23 protein-coding genes are annotated in these 17,888 nt (G+C 58.2%); 7 read left to right on the top strand and 16 right to left on the bottom strand.

All coding sequences use genetic code 11. The features are described 5' to 3' along the window. Nucleotides 1-64: 64 nt before the first annotated feature. The 13 genes from PQQ95_RS16065 to PQQ95_RS16005 form a co-directional block, all read right to left on the bottom strand. Nucleotides 65-376: a hypothetical protein gene (locus tag PQQ95_RS16065; protein WP_408438368.1), complete on the bottom strand. Its 312-nt coding sequence runs from the start codon at nucleotides 374-376 to the stop codon at nucleotides 65-67. A gap of 516 nt (nucleotides 377-892) precedes the next feature. Further along, nucleotides 893-1,480, bottom strand: a complete 588-nt coding sequence (locus PQQ95_RS16060; protein ID WP_408438367.1) for a recombinase family protein — start codon at nucleotides 1,478-1,480, stop codon at nucleotides 893-895. 798 nt (nucleotides 1,481-2,278) lie between these two features. Next, complete coding sequence (locus tag PQQ95_RS16055) at nucleotides 2,279-2,524, bottom strand: hypothetical protein (RefSeq protein ID WP_408438366.1); 246 nt, start codon at nucleotides 2,522-2,524, stop codon at nucleotides 2,279-2,281. A gap of 367 nt (nucleotides 2,525-2,891) precedes the next feature. Then, on the bottom strand, nucleotides 2,892-3,134 hold the full coding sequence (locus PQQ95_RS16050) for a hypothetical protein (protein WP_408438365.1): 243 nt from the start codon (nucleotides 3,132-3,134) through the stop codon (nucleotides 2,892-2,894). 9 nt (nucleotides 3,135-3,143) lie between these two features. Then, nucleotides 3,144-3,335 (bottom strand): hypothetical protein, encoded by a 192-nt coding sequence (locus tag PQQ95_RS16045; protein WP_408438364.1) that lies wholly within the window; start codon nucleotides 3,333-3,335, stop codon nucleotides 3,144-3,146. Further along, on the bottom strand, nucleotides 3,332-3,649 hold the full coding sequence (locus tag PQQ95_RS16040; RefSeq protein WP_408438363.1) for a hypothetical protein: 318 nt from the start codon (nucleotides 3,647-3,649) through the stop codon (nucleotides 3,332-3,334). Before PQQ95_RS16040 ends, PQQ95_RS16045 begins: the two co-directional genes overlap by 4 nt. Then, the gene (locus tag PQQ95_RS16035) at nucleotides 3,634-4,074 is read right to left on the bottom strand and encodes a DUF2280 domain-containing protein (protein ID WP_408438362.1); all 441 of its coding nucleotides are present in this window, start codon (nucleotides 4,072-4,074) and stop codon (nucleotides 3,634-3,636) included. The genes PQQ95_RS16040 and PQQ95_RS16035 overlap by 16 nt, the downstream gene beginning before the upstream one ends. An 879-nt stretch (nucleotides 4,075-4,953) precedes the next feature. Beyond that, nucleotides 4,954-5,379, bottom strand: a complete 426-nt coding sequence (locus PQQ95_RS16030; RefSeq protein ID WP_408438361.1) for a hypothetical protein — start codon at nucleotides 5,377-5,379, stop codon at nucleotides 4,954-4,956. Further along, nucleotides 5,376-5,939, bottom strand: coding sequence for a hypothetical protein (locus tag PQQ95_RS16025; RefSeq protein WP_408438360.1), 564 nt, complete (start codon nucleotides 5,937-5,939; stop codon nucleotides 5,376-5,378). The genes PQQ95_RS16030 and PQQ95_RS16025 overlap by 4 nt, the downstream gene beginning before the upstream one ends. A 1-nt stretch (nucleotide 5,940) precedes the next feature. Then, on the bottom strand, nucleotides 5,941-6,156 hold the full coding sequence (locus tag PQQ95_RS16020) for a hypothetical protein (RefSeq protein ID WP_408438359.1): 216 nt from the start codon (nucleotides 6,154-6,156) through the stop codon (nucleotides 5,941-5,943). Nucleotides 6,157-6,166: 10 nt separating this feature from the next. Continuing rightward, a complete protein-coding gene (locus tag PQQ95_RS16015) occupies nucleotides 6,167-6,361 on the bottom strand; it encodes a hypothetical protein (protein ID WP_408438358.1) in 195 nt (64 codons plus the stop codon). 7 nt (nucleotides 6,362-6,368) lie between these two features. Continuing rightward, complete coding sequence (locus PQQ95_RS16010) at nucleotides 6,369-6,566, bottom strand: terminase small subunit-like protein (protein WP_408438456.1); 198 nt, start codon at nucleotides 6,564-6,566, stop codon at nucleotides 6,369-6,371. A 261-nt stretch (nucleotides 6,567-6,827) separates the two neighbouring features. Continuing rightward, nucleotides 6,828-8,459, bottom strand: coding sequence for a hypothetical protein (locus PQQ95_RS16005; protein WP_408438357.1), 1,632 nt, complete (start codon nucleotides 8,457-8,459; stop codon nucleotides 6,828-6,830). Between the two features lie 717 nt (nucleotides 8,460-9,176). Between PQQ95_RS16005 and PQQ95_RS16000 the strand changes: the two genes are divergently transcribed. From PQQ95_RS16000 to PQQ95_RS15980, 5 genes are all read left to right on the top strand, one after another. After that, complete coding sequence (locus tag PQQ95_RS16000) at nucleotides 9,177-9,623, top strand: hypothetical protein (RefSeq protein WP_408438356.1); 447 nt, start codon at nucleotides 9,177-9,179, stop codon at nucleotides 9,621-9,623. Then, complete coding sequence (locus PQQ95_RS15995) at nucleotides 9,616-9,975, top strand: hypothetical protein (protein WP_408438355.1); 360 nt, start codon at nucleotides 9,616-9,618, stop codon at nucleotides 9,973-9,975. Before PQQ95_RS16000 ends, PQQ95_RS15995 begins: the two co-directional genes overlap by 8 nt. A gap of 45 nt (nucleotides 9,976-10,020) precedes the next feature. Next, nucleotides 10,021-10,314, top strand: coding sequence for a hypothetical protein (locus PQQ95_RS15990; RefSeq protein WP_408438354.1), 294 nt, complete (start codon nucleotides 10,021-10,023; stop codon nucleotides 10,312-10,314). A 516-nt stretch (nucleotides 10,315-10,830) separates the two neighbouring features. Next, the gene (locus tag PQQ95_RS15985; protein ID WP_408438353.1) at nucleotides 10,831-12,432 is read left to right on the top strand and encodes an FAD-dependent monooxygenase; all 1,602 of its coding nucleotides are present in this window, start codon (nucleotides 10,831-10,833) and stop codon (nucleotides 12,430-12,432) included. Nucleotides 12,433-12,918: 486 nt separating this feature from the next. Then, nucleotides 12,919-13,377, top strand: a complete 459-nt coding sequence (locus PQQ95_RS15980) for a FapB/FapC family functional amyloid domain-containing protein (protein ID WP_408438352.1) — start codon at nucleotides 12,919-12,921, stop codon at nucleotides 13,375-13,377. Between the two features lie 28 nt (nucleotides 13,378-13,405). Here the strand turns inward: PQQ95_RS15980 and PQQ95_RS15975 are convergent, their stop codons facing one another. The 3 genes from PQQ95_RS15975 to PQQ95_RS15965 form a co-directional block, all read right to left on the bottom strand. After that, entirely contained in the window at nucleotides 13,406-13,810 is a 405-nt protein-coding gene (locus tag PQQ95_RS15975) for a RidA family protein (protein WP_408438351.1), read from the bottom strand. Nucleotides 13,811-13,915: 105 nt separating this feature from the next. Further along, the gene (locus PQQ95_RS15970; protein WP_074285855.1) at nucleotides 13,916-14,143 is read right to left on the bottom strand and encodes a hypothetical protein; all 228 of its coding nucleotides are present in this window, start codon (nucleotides 14,141-14,143) and stop codon (nucleotides 13,916-13,918) included. Between the two features lie 210 nt (nucleotides 14,144-14,353). Continuing rightward, nucleotides 14,354-15,574, bottom strand: coding sequence for a Bcr/CflA family multidrug efflux MFS transporter (locus PQQ95_RS15965; RefSeq protein ID WP_408438350.1), 1,221 nt, complete (start codon nucleotides 15,572-15,574; stop codon nucleotides 14,354-14,356). Between the two features lie 248 nt (nucleotides 15,575-15,822). On the opposite strand from PQQ95_RS15965, the gene PQQ95_RS15960 reads away from it, so the two are divergent. Both PQQ95_RS15960 and hemL read left to right on the top strand, forming a co-directional pair. Further along, nucleotides 15,823-16,422: a hypothetical protein gene (locus PQQ95_RS15960; RefSeq protein ID WP_408438349.1), complete on the top strand. Its 600-nt coding sequence runs from the start codon at nucleotides 15,823-15,825 to the stop codon at nucleotides 16,420-16,422. A 139-nt stretch (nucleotides 16,423-16,561) separates the two neighbouring features. Further along, nucleotides 16,562-17,845 carry a glutamate-1-semialdehyde 2,1-aminomutase gene (hemL, locus tag PQQ95_RS15955; protein WP_408438348.1) on the top strand — a complete coding sequence of 428 codons (1,284 nt, stop codon included), beginning with the start codon at nucleotides 16,562-16,564 and terminating at the stop codon, nucleotides 17,843-17,845. Nucleotides 17,846-17,888: the final 43 nt, after the last annotated feature.

The following is a 17,888-nucleotide window of genomic DNA, read 5'->3' as shown; positions in this document are numbered from 1 at the left end:
AATCATAACGGCAGACGGTCAGGTCTTGCCACGAGGGAGGCCTGCGCAATTGATTGCGCAGCGATCAGATGGCGGCGCTTGGTTTGCAGAACGAGCATTCTTTCGAAAATGATCCATCCGGCCTTCCGTTAGCACGCACGTAGTCTGCCAGTGCCTGCCTGTCCGGCGCGCACACCTTGATGTACGCACGCCCAGTGAATCCGCCTTCACTGCCGTTGCCAGATAGCTGGCTGACCGTGCGACAGGTCGAGCTGTGCAGCACCATGTACGACGCTGAATTCCCGGCACTGCGGCGGTTCAACACGAATCCGCGCGGGTGCTGGTCGATCCAAGCGAGATAGCGCTTATCGTCGTTCCTGAATTCCTTGGCGCTCATGCCGCGCTCCCCTGTCGATGGTTGATCGTCGGCATTCTACTGCGCCGCCCTAGCTCGCTCGTCGGGGTCGTCGGTAACCATGCGCAATCGCCGCTCAATCGCTGTTGTCCGGACCAGACAACTGGTTATAGGCTAACGCACCCATAATTGCTATCGCCGTAGCCGTAAGTGCCAGCACAGCGATATCTCGAACCCTCTGAGATGGGGACGGAATGCGAAGACTCATGCCGAACCCTACGAACACAAAGTCATCGTTGCTCCCATAGTTTTTCATCTGAACCTCAAAAAGCGGTAGGTGTAAACGCGAAAAGCCCCCGCCAAGTATCAGAACTTAGTCGGGAGCTTTTCGTTTCCGAACAGGCTAGACCAGCGAAAACCTATGAAAATCAATGACTTGATTGAGGTCCGCATCAGTCCGTGGCTAGTGCCTGCCGGTGAAAAGATTCTAATCTAGTTTGTTGCGGATTGTTTGGACAACTCTACGCAATTGATTGCGTGGCCCTTCGGGTGCACGGCTCAGGTGGCGGCGCTGGCGCTATCGCGTACACGCCTGATACTACGGCGGTCTACCGCGTATTCCGCTGCCAGTGCGTAGATAGTACTACCTGCTGCCAGTTTGCCCAGTATCTCGGTCTGCTGCTGATCTGTCAGTGCCGATGGACGGCCCAGTTTCTTACCCTCTGCCTTGGCTCGCTGTAGACCGGCCTGTGTGCGTTCAATAATCAGGTCGCGCTCAAATTCGGCTACTGCCGCCAGCACGGTCATGGTCATCTTGCCAGCCGGTGAGGTGAGGTCTACGCCACCCAAGGCCAGACAGTGGACGCGCACACCACCGGCTTCTAGCGCCTGCACGGTTTCCAGTACGTCGATGCTGTTGCGGCCCAGCCGGTCGAGTTTGGTCACAATCAGCACGTCGCCGCTTTCAAGACGTTCCAACAGCTTGGTAAAGCCCGGACGTGCCTCCGCAGCAATGGACCCGCTAATGCTCTCGCTAATTACCCGTTGAGGCTGTACGTCGAACCCAGCGGCCCGTATTTCCTGTACTTGGTTCTCTGCCTGCTGGTCGGCGGTGGATACCCGGCAGTAGGCGAATACGCGGCTCATGACTTACTCCATATGGGCTAAAACGCTCTTCTATTATAGCCCATGTGCTTAACTTCAGAAGGCTATTTTAATGACCTGTGCTAAAAGGCAGTACCGGATATGGGCTTAACCGGTCGTTTTAGCCCATATCGGTCTGAACAGCGCAAGGCCCCGTCCACCTTCGAAAATCCTGACCTTGACGAATAACGGGCTGTAGCTGCGCAAAAACCTGCATCGCCTGCGCTGGCCGTCGAGCATTCTGCTGCTCACGCCTGAAACGTGGGATGACGTGTAAAAAGCGGCTGGCTGGGATCGGCGTGGGTGACGTGATAAACAGCGATTCGCTGGCGATTTCATGTAGTTGCGCACTCAACCAATTTTGTACCGTCCGGTTAATATTTTTCACGCGCACGCGGGCGAGGGAGGCGCTTCCCCTGTGAGCCAATGTAGCCATGTGCACAAGTGGACCATGTAGCAAAGGTGTCTCCTCACCTACTAGCTACAGGATTCATCTGCGCTCGCACACGCGGGAAAGGTTGGTTATTCTGGACAAACAACTACCATGGGTGTGCGGAACTGCCTGAGTATGTGCACGCTGGTGGCCTTGCTGGTTGCGCAAGCTGGGGGGAACTGCCTAGGGGACGATTTCCGGCTGGTGTGCTGTTCTGTTTGGACCTTGTGCTGATTCGTACGTCCTGATAGCGGGTAAGCGTCTTCGGTACGTCTAATTCGATAAGTCAAAATCTCTCTCGCCGCTGACGCGGCCCCCGCCCAAAAAAAATGCCAATTTGGCCTGCTTTCAGGGGTTTCCGGCGCTTCTCAGTCGAATGGTGAGAGGGGACGTGCGAGTGCGGGCGCGCGTGCTGCGCAATTGATTGCAAGCGGCCTCACGATCTTGCCCAGCCTGAGTGCTTCGCCTAACTGGTGGCGGGTCAGTCCGCTGCCGCTCAGACCGCTGGTGTGCTTCGGGCGTTTCTTCGGCCTGCATCCTGCGGGGGCTTCTGTGTACTCATAGGCGTTCATTCGATCACGCCATGTCAGCACGTGCAGGCGTTGGCGTTCCATCGTTACTCCTCATGCCCGTCGATTACCATCCGACACGTGTAGCGCTCAGGGTCTACCGCGTGCGCGAGTGCGGGCGCGTCGGCCAGAAAGTGACTGACGATTGATAGTGGTGGCGCGAGTGACTTAGCTACCAAAGGTGGCGGCGTTGGTTCGCGTGGCTTGTCTGTTCTGGCCTGCGTCAGCGGTGTTTCGATATTCCACCGGTCGTGATGCTGTTTCGCACAACAGGACTTGCACCATGGGGTACGTCCATCTCTCGTTTTTGCGTTCCAGTGGAACTGCTCGATAGGTCGGCTCTCGTGGCACTTCGTGCACCGCTTTAGCTGCTGCGGTTGTGTCGGCGGTTGTGTCGGCGGCTGATCCAAGATCATCCCTTCTTCGGCGGATAATCAACGAACACCCGGTATTTGTAGGCTCTCGCGTGTTCAAGTTCCCTGCCCGCACATTCCCGGTCACACACGCGGTTATTGACTAGCCAGCGGGTCACGCCCTTGTGCTGCTCGATTTCAATTCTGGTGACGCCCGACACGAGAAAATAGTGGCCTCTCGCGGGCGCGGCCTGCGCCACGTGCGTCTCCATTTCGGTTAGTAACTCCTCAACGGTTTTCACGGCTTACCTCTACTTGGCGTTGGCTGGTTTCATCGGCCCTAGCGGCAGATTTCGCACCAGCGAGCGGCTATCACGATCCCGCGCGGTGTCGGCTTTGGCCTTCGCGCTGTCGGCGGAAAAGTCGGTTATCTTCTGGTTGCCTGATGCCATCGGCGCGGTCGCGCATGGATCGTCTTTGTTGGTGCCGTTGTTGGTGTTCATGATTGCTCCTCGGCTGGTGTGTTGCCTGTTCCTATTGCAGACTTTCCGGTAGCGCCAAAAATTGCCCCGTACATTGCCGCGTCATGGGCCGCTCGTTCGTCGGCGGTCATGCGTTCGCCTGCTAGTTCATTTAGCAGACCACCCCGCACGTACACACGTCGCGTGCATCCAATCTCCGGAACAAGCGTTTCCAGCTTGGTGCGTAGTTCGCTAACGCCTTCGGTCAGCCCACCAGAAACATTCAATTCCAGCAAGCTGGTGCCTTCGAGGTCTTTCGCGCGTAAAACCTTTTTGGGAACTAGTTGGCGGGCCATGTTTCAACACCTCCATCGCCACCGTTAAAGAATTCAAACGTGTCCATTTCTTTCCGTAGTGCCTCGTTTGCGGCAATCGCGGCCTTCAAATCGCCTTTCTTCATTGCCATGTGATAGATGCTGTCGAGCCGTGCCATCCGTGTCGCCCGCACCGATCCCGGAACAGCATTCAGTTCGTCAGCGAACGCTCGGCGGGCTGCATAAAACTCGTCCTTTAGCTCTGAACTCAGAGTCAATCCGGCTGCAAAATCCGGGTTGTATCGGTAGACCAGTGAGTAAGGAATCTTTATTCCGAACTCCTCGGCTATCCGTTCCACAATCTCAGTCGGCCCCGCGTACTCGGCATTGAGTTTCACAATGGCCCTCTTTACGACAAGCGTTAATAGTTGCTGCTCGCTTCTCGGCTTCACGATTGCCACGGCCATGATGTTCTCCCCTGTTAGCGTGCTGCTCGGGCCTTCGCGCATGCTGCACGTACCTGCTGCTCGCTCGCGCGCTGGCCTGCGCCTGTTGTCGGTGGCGGGCTGTTGAGCATGCGTCGGGCGCGGGCATGCTGTTCTGCGGCAGTGCCTTGCGCGTAGAGGTCTCGCGTATCTGAACCTGTGTTTGTAATGCCCCCGCCTGTGTCGCTGCCGACATTCGAACCGTTGAAATTAGCCATGATATTTCCAATCAGTAGTACATATGGATGAAAACGCAACTAAAGCCTTTTATGCGGGGCTAGTTACTGTGCAAGCCCCCCGGCAGTGACGGTCGTGCTGCTGCCTGCGGGACTGGTAACTACTACATGCACGTTATAAGGCGGGAATTCGCTCACCAACGATATCGACAAAAATTGACGTCAAGATACCGATCTGTGCAGTGTCGATAGGTGCGTTCATTTCGTTCTCCGCTTCGGTCCCGCTTCGATTTCTCGCTGTCGCTGTTCGGTGCAATATTTTTCTACCCACGTCGAACCCGCTGGCGGATCGCTGCGACGTGGCTTGACCGGCGAGCGCTGTAGCCAGCCGACACGGCGGGAACCAATTTTCTGACCGGCGCTCATGATTGCTGCTCCCCTTGCTGCTGTGCCCTACGTTCTGCGCGTCGCTGGTTCTGGTACTTACGGGCGTACTCGCGGCTTTTAGCCTGAAGTACTTCTTTGTGTCGCGCGTAATACGCTGCCATCAATTCTGACCGGCAGTCTTTACACTGCGGCTGAAACCCATCTGCCCTACTGCGACACCGACCAAATGAAACGAGCGGCTTGATATGCCTGCACGTTGCACATTGCTTGGTAAGCGGCTTTATCATGTCGATCACCATCAATACTTGGCGTCGCCAATTCGTTTCATCAACATGGCGGGCGCGGTGTACTGCTGCATCCACATTTTTTTAGCGCCCACAAATTCCGTGATTTCCCGGCCCGTTGCATCTTGTCGAACCATCGCCCTCAGAGTCGGCCCCGCACTGGCGGCCTGCATGACGGCGGTCTTCACGCGCTCCGCTGTCGTGCCCACCATGTCGGCGGTTGCCTGTGGCGAGAGCGTGCCGCGAATGCTTGCGGGTGTGTTTTGGGGTAAGGTTTTCTGCAACTTCGTAACCATCGCACGGCGATAGTCGAGCGGCGTGTCGTACCAACTCGGATTGAGAGCCGTTGTCGGCAGGCCAGCGGCCTGAATTGGTGCGGTGAATTCGGACGTGACGGCTTCGAATTGCGCGGTGACTCTCGGGTCTTGTAGGGCGGTCATTTCATGCGCTCCCCTGATTCAAAATCGGTGAATCGCACGTCTTTACCTGCTGCAAGATCGCGGGCAATCTGATTTTTCCTCTCACGATCTGCTCTCCAGCGTGCTTCGACTTCTGGAAACCGATCCTGCGGGATGCAATATTTGTTCAATTGCACCATCTCCATGAGAGGTGCACGGTATTTGTCGAGCCACAATTTGCGCCCAGTAGTGTTTTCGTACGTGTAGCTGTGCGGTCGGCCCATCTGGTCGTAATTGACGATCTGACGCAGACCATCGGACTGGCTCACGTTCACGGCGTCGGCACGGACAAAGCTGGCTAGATCAAAATTCTCACCACGTTCGATAGCGCGGCTGTAGGCCAGAACGGTGTCGCGCAGTTGGTCGGGCGACATGGTTTTGCTCAGCGCGTCGAGGATAGCTTTATCTGCTGCGGCGGCGCTATCTGCACGTACCTGCTGCGGTTGCTGGCGCGCAAAGTAGTTATCGACTTTCACCTCTTTGGCGCGGCGGTCGATTTCCGCAGCGGACATGTCCCAAGCTGCGCGATTGCGAATAGCCATGTCAATCTCCTCTCCGATAAGGGTTCGGCACTTCTGGTGCAAAACCGGATGCCTCGCGCAGCACCTGTTCAACCTCGTCACGTCCTACTCTGGAACCGGCCTTGATCCAGACAATTTCCCTCCGTGCATATATTTCCGCATTAAGCGGACATGCGGCAATTCCCACCTCGGTAGCTTCGGCTTCCATTAAATTCATGGTGTCGGCTATGTTCAGCATGTCTGCTCCTTCAATGCTGGTTGCGCTCACACAAGAGCCGCTCAACTACATGGCGTGCGGTTCTGTGACCACCAACGATCCAGAAAACCGTATCGTCAGCACGATTCAACTTTGCAAAAATCTTTCCGTCGAGCGGACATGCGGCCAATCCCGCCTGTTCGACTTGGGCTTCCATAAGTCGCATGACGGCGGGTACGGTCAACATGGCTTGCTCATTTCACATATCTGGAGTGGACTTGTGCCCGCACGGCGTCCGCGTATTTCTCTGCAAGGTCTGCGTTCGAACCGATCCACCGGAACAGCGTTGCACGACTCGGCGCACCTGGACGGGCACATGCACGCTCAACACTTGCACCGCGTGCGATATCTTCAAGTACCGCGTCAATAGTCGCTTGCGGCCAAAGAGTCATCGGGCTTTCGTCGTCGGTGTGCATGGTCGGCTTGATCGAACGGTGAGACTACAATCTCAGTATCATTTTTGAGCCACTGTCACGCAAGGTGTTTATAACGCAATCCTAAACATCGTCTAATATGCATTAGGACTCCTGCAATCAATTGCGCAGACTGTCATCAAAAAATCGCTCTGTTACCCGTTCGCATTGCTTACCCTTACTCGCGTACCAATGCCCCTTTGTCATGACCGACAAAAGTCTGTACGCCAGCGCTATTGGCTATTTCACGTTGTATAGCTTGTTCGGATTGACGTGAGCGGGCTTGGTGGCAGTCGCCATCCATGCGCGAATCTGTTCCGGCGTCGGTTCGTGCCACGCTCCCACCTCGTATTCGTCAGCGTCGAGTACGTGCAGTGGTGTCGTCTCCTTCACCTGGTGGACGATGGCCGGACATACAGCAGGCTCTGCAGCCGGTTCGGCGGGCGCGGGCATATCAGCCTCTTGGTAAGCATCAACGGCGGGCGTGGCGGCCTGATTTACAAGCGCAAATGCTTCCTCGAAGCTCAGACCAACGGCGGGTGCGGGCTGGTGTACAGGTTGCTGCGCGGCCTTCGCTGCGGCTTCATCGGCAACGAGTTGGGCAATTTTGCTTTTCTTTTTCGGTTTCGGTGGCTCTGCTGCCTTCGCGGCTTGCAATGCTTCGATTTCCGCATTGGCCATAATCATTGCGGCTTTTTGCGCTTCATCCGCCGCCTGCTCCGTCAGCTTCTTTGTCCTGAAGCTGATAGCCGAACTCAGGTATTTCGTGAAATACGCTACCTCGGGTTCCAGCTTCGCAAAGCCAGACTGTGTTTCGTCACGCGCATGGCAAGCAAAGTGGACCCATTTCTCCAGCACAAGCCGCAGAATCTCACTCGGGGTAAAGCCACCCTCCACTCCTGCCTCGTACAGCTTGTTACGTGCGATAGAAAGAAGTCTGCCTTCAATGCGTGTCAACGTAACCAGCTTGCCTTGCTCCTTCAAGAGTTGTTGCCACTCTCGGGCAAACGTCAGGGGTCGCTTACCATTGCTCAACAGGCTGTTATCAAATTTCGGGGCACTTGCAACGGCGTCAGGAGTTGGGGTGTCGCTTTTGACTTTGGGGTTGACCTTCCCTGCTTGCTCTGGGGAATTAACCGGCTCGGGTTTGGTGGCAGGCGAAGCCGCCGCAGAATCTAAGGATGTGACTAAAATAGGCGATGAAGAAATAGGTGATGTATATGGAAAGCACACCGGCGTGCTTTGGTCCCCTAGCAAAGCACACATAGGTGCTTGAGAATCATTCTTAAGCACACCGGTGTGCTTTGGTGTCTGCCCAGCGGTCGAGCCAACGATAAGCGGACCCTTCAATGTCGGTTGTCCACCGGCTGCGGTGATCCTGATATGAAGCATGCGTTTGCCGTCGAACTTCATGACCGTGGTTTCGAATACACCGGCCTCCACGCAGTCAGCAATACCCCGCTCAGCATCGCGCTTTTTCAGGCCGGTGTGTTCTTTAAGGTCGTCGTACGAACAGGCCACCCAATAGCCGCCGTGACAATCGCGCGCCTTGAGTTTTGCCTTGCCGGTCTTGACGTTCGGTTGATACCAGTCAGCGATGTAGTCGAACACCACGGACCCCAGCAAGCCCAGCGCGTCCACGTTGGAGGCATAGAGTCTTACGTACGGTTCGTGATCGCGTGGCGGGACAAGTGCGCGCGTGTTGGTGCTGTCTTTCGCTCGTCGGATACGCGGCCCGCTAGGATGCTTGGCCGGATCGTATGGGCCAGTGATGAATGGCGCGGCTGGCGCAATCAATTGCGCAGAAACTTGCTCAGTATTCTGCGAAGTGCTGGCGACGGCCAGCGTTTCGGCGGGGGAGTGATTCGACATTTCGCTACCTCATGACATACAGACCCGGTTGAAGGACTGTCATGAAGGGCGTAAACTAAAAGCCTCATGACAGCCTCGGTCGTCCTGCTAAGACGCCAAGGAATTTCAAGGCCCGTTCCAAAAGATCGGGCCTTTTTCTTTGCCGAGTCTGTATTTAGCTGCCCTTGGGGGGCCGCTCTTTTTTACTGCTGCCGAGTACTACTCTTGTTCGTCCGCCTTCTGGCGGATCGGTCCTGCACCAACAAAAAAACCTCAGCTAAAGCGCTTTTGGCGGGCGGGTCTGGCGGACCATGGTGAAGCTCCGCATGTGGGACGGAACTGCACCACCTTCACCCTTCAAAAACGATCTGTCTGAGGTTCGGTACTGCCCACATGTCACGTTGTCGAGGTAGCCAGCCACCGACAAGGGAAGTCTAGGACACGTACGGAAACGCGTTTTCAGAGAAAATCTCAACTCGATAAAGAACCGCGAAAATCACACTTTTTCGTTACTAGGTATTTTCCCTATTAGGGTTTTTTAGATAAAAAAGCCGCTGCGTGTAGACTGAGGTCGAACGGGAGATGCACAAACTTGGTTGGCTGTGAAGGCCCCTTCGATGGAAACACACGCAATTCGATGCCTACGGGGCTGGTGTAGAATTCGCATCAGTAGTTCCGTGCCGGGGGCGGAGGCGGAGCAAATCGAAGGTTAAAAGCAGATAACCAATCAAAAAGCGCATGGAAACCTTTTTCAAAATCTTGGGTGAAATACTGGCGGATGTGGCGAACGTGCTTGTGATCATTGCATCAGCCATTGCGATCTACGTATTTTTCAAAAATAGAAAGAAAATATCTGCTGCCGTTGACCTTCTGCTTAATTACTCTTTTCACACCACCTTGGGCGAGCTTAAAGACAAAGTGGAGCGATTGAGTGAGTATAAGGCGACGGATGCACAGGACGTTCCAGAGATAAAATATATTCTCCATGAAATGGCTGGCCAAATTAGGGGAAACTCTCGCCTCGCAACACCGTTTGCTGATTTACTCGCAAAAATCGAGCGCATGGGAAGCGCAAAAACGATTTTAGAAACTCACAAAAGATCACTGGTCAGCGAAATACGCGAGCGCTTAAAGAACATTTCTATTGAAAATGTTGAATCAATTGCAGGAGTGAATCATGAGTAAGATAGTTCAAGCCGCCAATGTAATGATTTCGCGAAAAAATCTCATTACAGATGTGACCTCCGGTGATAAGGAAATATTTTTTACGTACAACGGCAAGTATCACTGGTCCATCGCCAAACGGGACGATGACACTTTGCTCTGGTTTTATCCGCGTGCAGAGTCCTTGGAAGAGTTGGTCGGCAGGAGTCACCACCAAGAGTGGGAAGACGTTGAAATGGTTACTTACAGGTCGAGCGAGATCGGTACCCGTGAAGCCAGCGAGACGTTCGATGAACTTTATACAACCATAAAGGAAAAGCTATTCGGAGTGGATGAAGTGCTTGACGACATCATTAATGATGATCCATTTTGAGAGCAGAGGGCCTGGGACGCTACCGGCAAGCGGCGAGCCGGTGAAATGACCACTTCTACTATTGTTGTAGGCGCTCTCGCCCTGCTGGCCGCCGCTGCGGGTGTGCGTGCCGCCGTGTTGTTGCTCAACGCTACCGCCCTTCAACCCGATCCCGGTTGGGACGGAGTTACTACCATCGAACCAGCGGGAAATATCGGGCTAAGTAATCAAGCTTGGATCGTGGCGCAATTCAAATTGAACGATCAAATGTCGGCGCTGAATCGGCGCGCAGCGTTGTGGACGATAGCGTCTACGGTGCTGGGAGCGCTGGCTACTCTGGTTGGTCTGCTCTGCAATTGATTGCATCGCGGGTGAAAACGAACTCAAGTTCGTCGGATAGCGTGAATCGAACTGGGTAATAAACTGGGTAACTTGTAGCGTGAAAACGACAGAGCCAAGCTGGTAGAGGCCAACAAGGTTCATTGTGAATCTCACCGCCTCCGCCAGAATTACATTCAGCAGTTTTCACCAAATCCCGCAAAGCCGAGAACAGCAAGGCTTTGCGGCGACCAAAGCGGCGTGTCGCCGATAAAAACCCGTACACAGAGCTATCACGGCCTGCCCGCTATTCCTCCCGGCAATCAGAAACGCGCACAACCGCCTGAAATCCAGACTGCATTCTGACGAAACTGGCGGATGACACTCCCGATATGCGTCTAAGCTATTTGCATGAGCTGCCGCAGTCGTCCGACGCTTACGCGAGCATGAAAGCGCGCCGCCTCTGCAAACCGGCTCATCTCGGCAATTTGTATGTGAAATCGATAGTCCGGCGTGACGGGCCGTTGTCCCGCCGCTCACTTTTGAGGATTAACTGACATGCCGAATGATGCCCCAGACATACTGATCGTCGGCGCCGGCCCGGTCGGTTTATTGCTCGCGACAGAGCTGCGACGCGACGGCGTCGATGTGCGCCTCGTCGACCGTATGCCCGGTCGGATTTTCTACTGCAAGGCGCTCGGGGTTACCCCACGCACCATCGAGATTTTCGAAGACATCGGCATTGCCCAACGGGCGATCGAGGCCGGCGTATGGCTCACCGGCGTGCAAACCTGGCAGGACGGCACGCCTGTCCCCGAACGCAGCATGAGCATCCAGATGCAAGGTCTGCCGTACGGCTCGTTGTCGCTTGCGCAGTTCGAAACGGAACGCCTGCTTGAAGCCGCGCTCGCTGCGCAGGGCGGACAGGTGGAATATGGCGTCGAGTTGATCGCTTTCGAAGAGCGCGAGGGTGCGGTCCACGCGCAACTCACCGACTCCAACGGACAAACGCACACCATCCGTTGCCGCTGGCTCGTGGGCTGCGATGGCGCGCACAGCAAGGTTCGCTCGACGCTCGGTCTTGCGTTCGAAGGCGGTCAATACCCGCAAACATTCGCGCTCGCCGATCTCGACGTGGAGTGGAACCTGCCCCGTGGGCCCATGTATCGCTTCGACTGGAGTGCGGGCGCGCGCCCGAAAACGTCGCTCGCGGCGGTTCCCGTGCGCGGCTCGGAGCAACGCTACCGGCTCTCGGTGATCGTGCCCGACGACAAGGCGGCGGCGCTCGCCGATACCGCGTCGCCCGATTTCGATACGATGTGCGCGCTGCTTCAGCCGGCTTTACCGGATAACACGCGACTGTCGTCGATGCGCTGGTCGTCGGTCTACCGTGTCAGCCATCGGATCGTGCCTGCGTATGCCCAGGGCAACGTGTTCATTGCCGGCGACGCGGCGCATATTCATCCTCCGGTGGGCGGTCAGGGCATGAATACGGGATTGCAGGATGCACACAATCTGGCGTGGAAGCTATCGCTCGCCGCGAAAGGCCTCGCACAGCCCGACCTGCTTGAGAGCTATTCGGAAGAACGGCATCCCGTTGGGGTCGACGTCGTCCAGTCGACGAGCGCGGCGCTGAATGCGGTGTTCGCCCGCGCGGCGGCGACACCGGCCATGCGCGAAACCCAGTTGCTCGTCACCTATCGAGGCAGCCGCATCGTCGCGGACGAGTGTCCCGGGATAGATGCGGCTTCACCCGCACCTGGCGACCGTGTTCCCGAAGTGGGAGGCTTGCAGCAGACGTTCGTCGGCCATGCACTGCGCCTGCATGAATATGTCGGCCGGGGCCGGCATGTCTTACTCGGCTATATCGATGCCCCCGGCGCGCAATACGATGCGTTCGTCGACGGTTGCTCCGCGCTCGATGCCCTGCCTCATGCGCTGGCGTCTGCGGTGCTGGTCGCGGCGCCGGGATGTGAAGTGCCGCCCAATGAGCGGTTCACCGTGCTAACCGATGCGGCAAACGAATTCGCTATCGCATTTCGTGCCCCAGGCGGCACAGTGTGGGGCGTGCGGCCTGACGCGCATATCGGTTGGCGTGGCCCGTCCTGTTCGAAAGAGGCGGTGAAAGGATGGTTGCGGCGCTCGATACAGGTCGATTGATTTGAGGCAGGTGGCTTTCATTTCCAACCAGCGAATGCGCAACGCGTCGAGGGAGTAAGCAACTGTAAATGAAGCCCGATCAGACCGGCGCGTCGTAATTTGCTGTCACAAGGCGGCCCGAACGAATGCGGCCCACGGTTTCTCCAACTCACAAAGACGGAGGAACCATGGTCAAGTTACTGTTAGCGTTAAGCATCGCAGCAGGCCTTTCCGGGTGTGTCGTTGCACCGCCCTATGGCTATGCACCGGCCTACGGATATGCGCCCGGCTACTACGCCGCCCCGAGCGTCAGCGTGGGTGTAGGCGTCGGCGGTTATTACGGCGGCCGCGGGAGGTGGTAGTTTCCGGCCAGGCGCGTTCGTGGCCAAGTTCGTATCGGTCAAATTCTCGGCACCGTCCGCATTAAGGGGAACCCCTCCCTCAACCTCTCGCTCCCATGGTCGATATCAAGACTATCTGTGCCGCCAGCACGCGAGGGAGCTGCTCATGAAAGTCCGTACTTTAGCCATTGCACTGATTTGGGTCGCCGCAAGCACGGGCGTATCGTCCGCGCTTGCGGGCACGTCAACGGCGCTTTCCGACGCCGATAGCGCGGCGGTATTCGGCTCAGCCACGCTGTCGAATCTGCAGGACGTCGGCGGCAGCGCGAAAGCGGGCGCGTCCGCCGCTACCCTGGGCGCCAACACGCTGAGAGGCGCAAGCGGCAACATCGGCGTAAATGTCTCAGCCGGTGCGTTGAATGCTCAGGCCAACGAGATCATCCTCATCACCACGCCACAAGCCACGATCAGCTCACAACAGAATGTGCATTCCGTCGCACAAATGACGGGCGGCGCGTCCGCCAAACTGGGCGCAGGATCACTGGCTGCGGTGAGCGGCAATGTCGGCGTGAATATCGCGTCCGGCGTGGGCAATGCCCAGTTCAACGGCCTCATCATTCACTGAGCCGCAACACCCCGGCACCGCAACGAACTTAAACCAGCGCGGTCGCCTCGACCTCGACCTTCAATCCATAGTGCAGGTGAGGAACCGGTACGACGGCCCGCGCCGGCCGTGCCTCGCCTGCCCAACGCGCGTAGATCTGGTTGAAGCTCGCCCAGTGTTCGACATCGGCGATATAGACGCGCACCTGCACCAGTTGCGCAATGCTGCTGCCGGCGCCTTCGAGCGCGGCCTGAACATTCGCCAACACCTGCTCGGCCTGAACCTCGAACGAAGCGTCGGCAAGTTTCTCGCCCTGTGCGGTGATCGGCAACTGTCCCGAGACAAAAACAAAGCCATTCGCCATCGCGACGTGACTGTAATGTCCGCCCGGTTTTGCCAAAGCAACGGGATTGTCCACGTGCGGCAGATGCGGGTCGTGCTGGCTCACAGCCATGAAAACAACTCCAGAAGAGATAGCGCCTTCACGGCGCAGGGCTACGCGCCGGACGCTGCCTATCACTCACGCGTGTGTGTCACACGACGTGTCACATGTCACATGCTAGGCAAGCGCATCCAGCTTCTCACGCGCATCGGCGCAGCGGCGATTCAGGTCGCGATGCATCAACTGGCTGTCGAGCAGCGCCGATACATCAGACAAACCATAATCAAAGCGCAAGACGTATTCGATGTCTGTGTAGTCGTGATAGGCGCCGCTGTCTGCCAGCTTCTGCGCTTCGGCGAAAGCGGCATGTTGCCGTTCGCCATTCATCAAATCTCTGATCGCCATGATTGCCGCTCCGAGGAACAGTGACTCCATCATAGCAATGCAAATTGAAACGCACGGTCGCGCGCGCGCAACACCTGGTGTTTTCCGTAGATGCGTGGTTCGCGCACGATAAAGAAGCAAGCGCGCCGCGCGTTTCGGCTAAGGAACAATGATCCGCCTTTAGCAGTGGATGCCCCCAGCGGACGCCCCACTTATCCGCTTCACGCGGCCTCAAACGACAGCGACCGGCGCCTTCATTCCGTGCCACTTGACCACCAGAATTCGCCCGACGTAACACAGCACACCAGCGACGCCCACGACGATGCCCATACCCTTGGGCGAACCGTCCTGCCAGAGCCCGACGGCGAGACTCGACAGCGCACCGAGCGCCAACTGCACGGCGCCGAACACGGCGGCCGCGGCGCCGGCATTCACCGGATACCGATGCATCAGATCGGTCGTGCAGTTAGCGGACAACAGACCTACGACCCCGACCACGAAGAACAGACCGAAGACGATCGACCACAGGCCGCCCCACCCCGTCAGCGAGACAAGACAGACGAACAGGGACGCAATGCAACTCACGGTGGCGGCAAAAGAGATGATCGGCAGCGAACCCAGCCGTCCGACCAGACGTGTGTTCATGAAGTTGCCGAACATGATGCCGACGATATTCAGCGCAAACAGAAAGCCGTAATGCTGTGCCGAGACATGGAAATATTCGATGTACACGAACGGCGTCGCGGTGATGTACGCGAACATCGACGCGAACGCCATGCCGCCGCACAGCATGAGCCCCCACGCGACCGGATCGCGCAGCAACTTGCCATAGGCGCCGAACGATTTCAGCAGCGCCGAATGCGCGCGCTTTTCGGGCGGCCACGTTTCCGGCACCTTGAGGAACGCGGTCACCGCGCACACCGTCCCGAACAGCGTCAGCACGATAAAGACGACCCGCCAGCCGCCGAGCAACAGCAATTGGCCGCCGATTAGCGGCGCGAGCAACGGGCCGATCGATGTGACGATGGCGAGCATCGACAGCACGCGCGCGGCGTCGGTCGGCCCGTGCGCGTCGCGGGCGATCGCGCGCGCCAGCACCGAGGCGGCGCCCGCGCCGAGCGCCTGCACGAACCGGAACATCACCAGCGAGCCGATCGAAAACGACAGCGCGCAGGCCACGCTTGCCAGCGCATACATGATGATGCCGCCGAGCAGCACGGGCCGGCGGCCATAGGTATCCGACAGCGGACCATAGAGCAGCATGCCGATCGAAAAGCCGAACATGAAGCTGGTGAGCGTGGTTTGCGCGGCGCCGGTGCTGATGGCGAAAGCCTGCGCAATGGTCGGCAGGCTCGGCAGATACATATCGATGGAAATCGGCCCGCAGGCGGCAAGCGCACCGAGCAATAGAATCAGCCGGCCATCGGGCCGGCTTTGCGTAGCGTGAGACATGGGAATCCAGATGAAGCGCCGCGCCCTCAGTGGCAGCGAAACGCGGTGAAACGGGGAAAGCAGCAACTTGACGACCCCAATTGTACGCGACGGTTAAACCATCCGCCCCGTCCGGGCTTGCGTAGCCCTGCGCTATTCATGCGCCGCGACAGCCGCGCCACCAATCGGTTAAGCTGCCGCCAGAACGCATCGCGGCATGACACGAATCTGTCCGCTGCGCCCTTCAACCCTGCCGTCCCAACGTCGTTATGACCGCCTTCCTGTTGATCTGGAGCCCCAAGAAATGGCCGTGGCCCGAGTTGCCCGACGTGGCGAAGCGGGTCGCCGCGGGCGTAGCGGTGGCTGACGTGTGGGGTTGCGGATTTGCCCGCAGTATCCTGCCGGGCGACCGCGTGTTCCTGCATCGCGTCGCCCAGGAACCCAAGGGTATTTTCGGCTCCGGCTACGTAACGCGCGCGCCGTACGAAGTCCCCGACCCGGCGACGAAGCGCGGTTACCGGTTGTGCATCGACTTCGTGTACGACTGGGTGGTCGACGCCCACGAGGGCGTCGTGATTCCACGCGAGATGTTGCGCACGCATCCGTTTTCGGTCCAGACATGGGATGCGCAGAGTTCGGGCACCGTGATCAAGCCGATTGCGGAAGGCGCGCTGGAGAAGCGCTGGGCCGAGTTCACCGGTAAACGCAAACCGCCGAAACTCGACGTCCAGCAAGGCCCCATACGGTCCAGCAAGGTATCGGCCCACGCGGCGGCGGCGGCGGAAAAAAACGCGGCGCAGGGTCACGTGGCGGCCAGACCAAAGGCAACGCCAAAAAAGGCGCCCACGAAGCGCGTGCACGAAAGCTAGGAGCGGCCACCGCCCGGCAGGCGTAGGCACAAAACCTGTTGACGCTGACTCCGGTACAATTTCTCTACCCATCCCAGCGCCGCGTCAGCCGCCTCCAGGCCGCCCGCGCCGCTGCGCAACCCAAATTCCAGCCATCATCATGTCCAAAAACCAGACCCTTTTCGAACGCGCGCAGCGCACCATCCCCGGCGGCGTGAACTCGCCGGTTCGCGCCTTCCGTTCGGTCGGCGGCACGCCGCGTTTCATCGAGCGCGCCGAAGGCCCGTACTTCTGGGACGCGGACGGCCAACGCTATATCGACTACATCGGCTCATGGGGCCCGATGATTCTCGGCCACGTCCACCCGGAAGTGCTCGAAGCAGTTCAGCGCGTACTGGCCAACGGCTTCTCCTTCGGCGCGCCGACGGAATCCGAAATCGAAATCGCCGAAGAAATCTGCAAACTGGTGCCGTCTATCGAACAGGTTCGCATGGTCTCGAGCGGCACGGAAGCGACCATGAGCGCGCTGCGTCTCGCGCGCGGCTTCACGAACCGCAGCCGCATCGTCAAGTTCGAAGGCTGCTATCACGGCCACGCGGACAGCCTGCTCGTCAAAGCCGGCTCGGGTCTGCTCACGTTCGGCAATCCGACGTCGGCGGGCGTGCCGGCCGATATTGCCAAGCACACCACGGTGCTCGAGTACAACAACGTCGCGGAACTCGAAGAAGCGTTCAAGGCGTTCGGCAACGAGATCGCCTCGGTGATCGTCGAGCCGGTGGCTGGCAACATGAACCTCGTGCGCGCCACGCCGGAATTCCTGCAAACGTTGCGGCGCCTGTGCACCGAGTACGGCTCGGTGCTGATTTTCGACGAAGTGATGTGCGGTTTCCGCGTCGCGCTGGGCGGGGCTCAAGAGGTCTACGGCATCGCGCCGGATCTGACCTGTCTGGGCAAGGTGATCGGCGGCGGCATGCCGGCCGCGGCCTTCGGTGGTCGGCGCGACATCATGGCTCACCTCGCGCCGCTCGGCGGCGTCTACCAGGCGGGCACGCTGTCCGGCAACCCGATCGCGGTCGCTGCGGGCCTGAAAACGCTGCAACTGATCCAGGCGCCGGGCTTCTACGACACGCTCGCCGCACGCACCACACGTCTCGCGCAAGGACTCGCGAATGTCGCGCGCGAAGCGAAGGTGCCGTTCGCGGCCGATTCGCTCGGCGGCATGTTCGGCCTGTACTTCACCGAGTCGGTCCCGGCCAGCTTCGCCGAAGTCACGAAGAGCGACGTGCCGCGTTTCAATGCGTTCTTCCACAAGATGCTCGACGCGGGCGTGTACTTCGCACCGTCGGCGTATGAAGCGGGCTTCGTGTCGATCGTGCACGACGACGCGATTATCGACGCCACGATCGACGCGGCGCGCGGCGCGTTTGCCTCGCTCGCCGCCTGAAGCCGGCGAGACGCATACGCCACCGAAACCCAAGCTCAATACT

The sequence above is a fragment of the Paraburkholderia caffeinilytica genome (genome assembly GCF_046030355.1).
In the GTDB taxonomy this organism is placed as follows: domain Bacteria; phylum Pseudomonadota; class Gammaproteobacteria; order Burkholderiales; family Burkholderiaceae; genus Paraburkholderia; species Paraburkholderia caffeinilytica_B.
The sequence above is the reverse complement of the archived record's forward strand: the minus strand, read 5'-3'. Positions and strand labels throughout refer to the sequence as shown.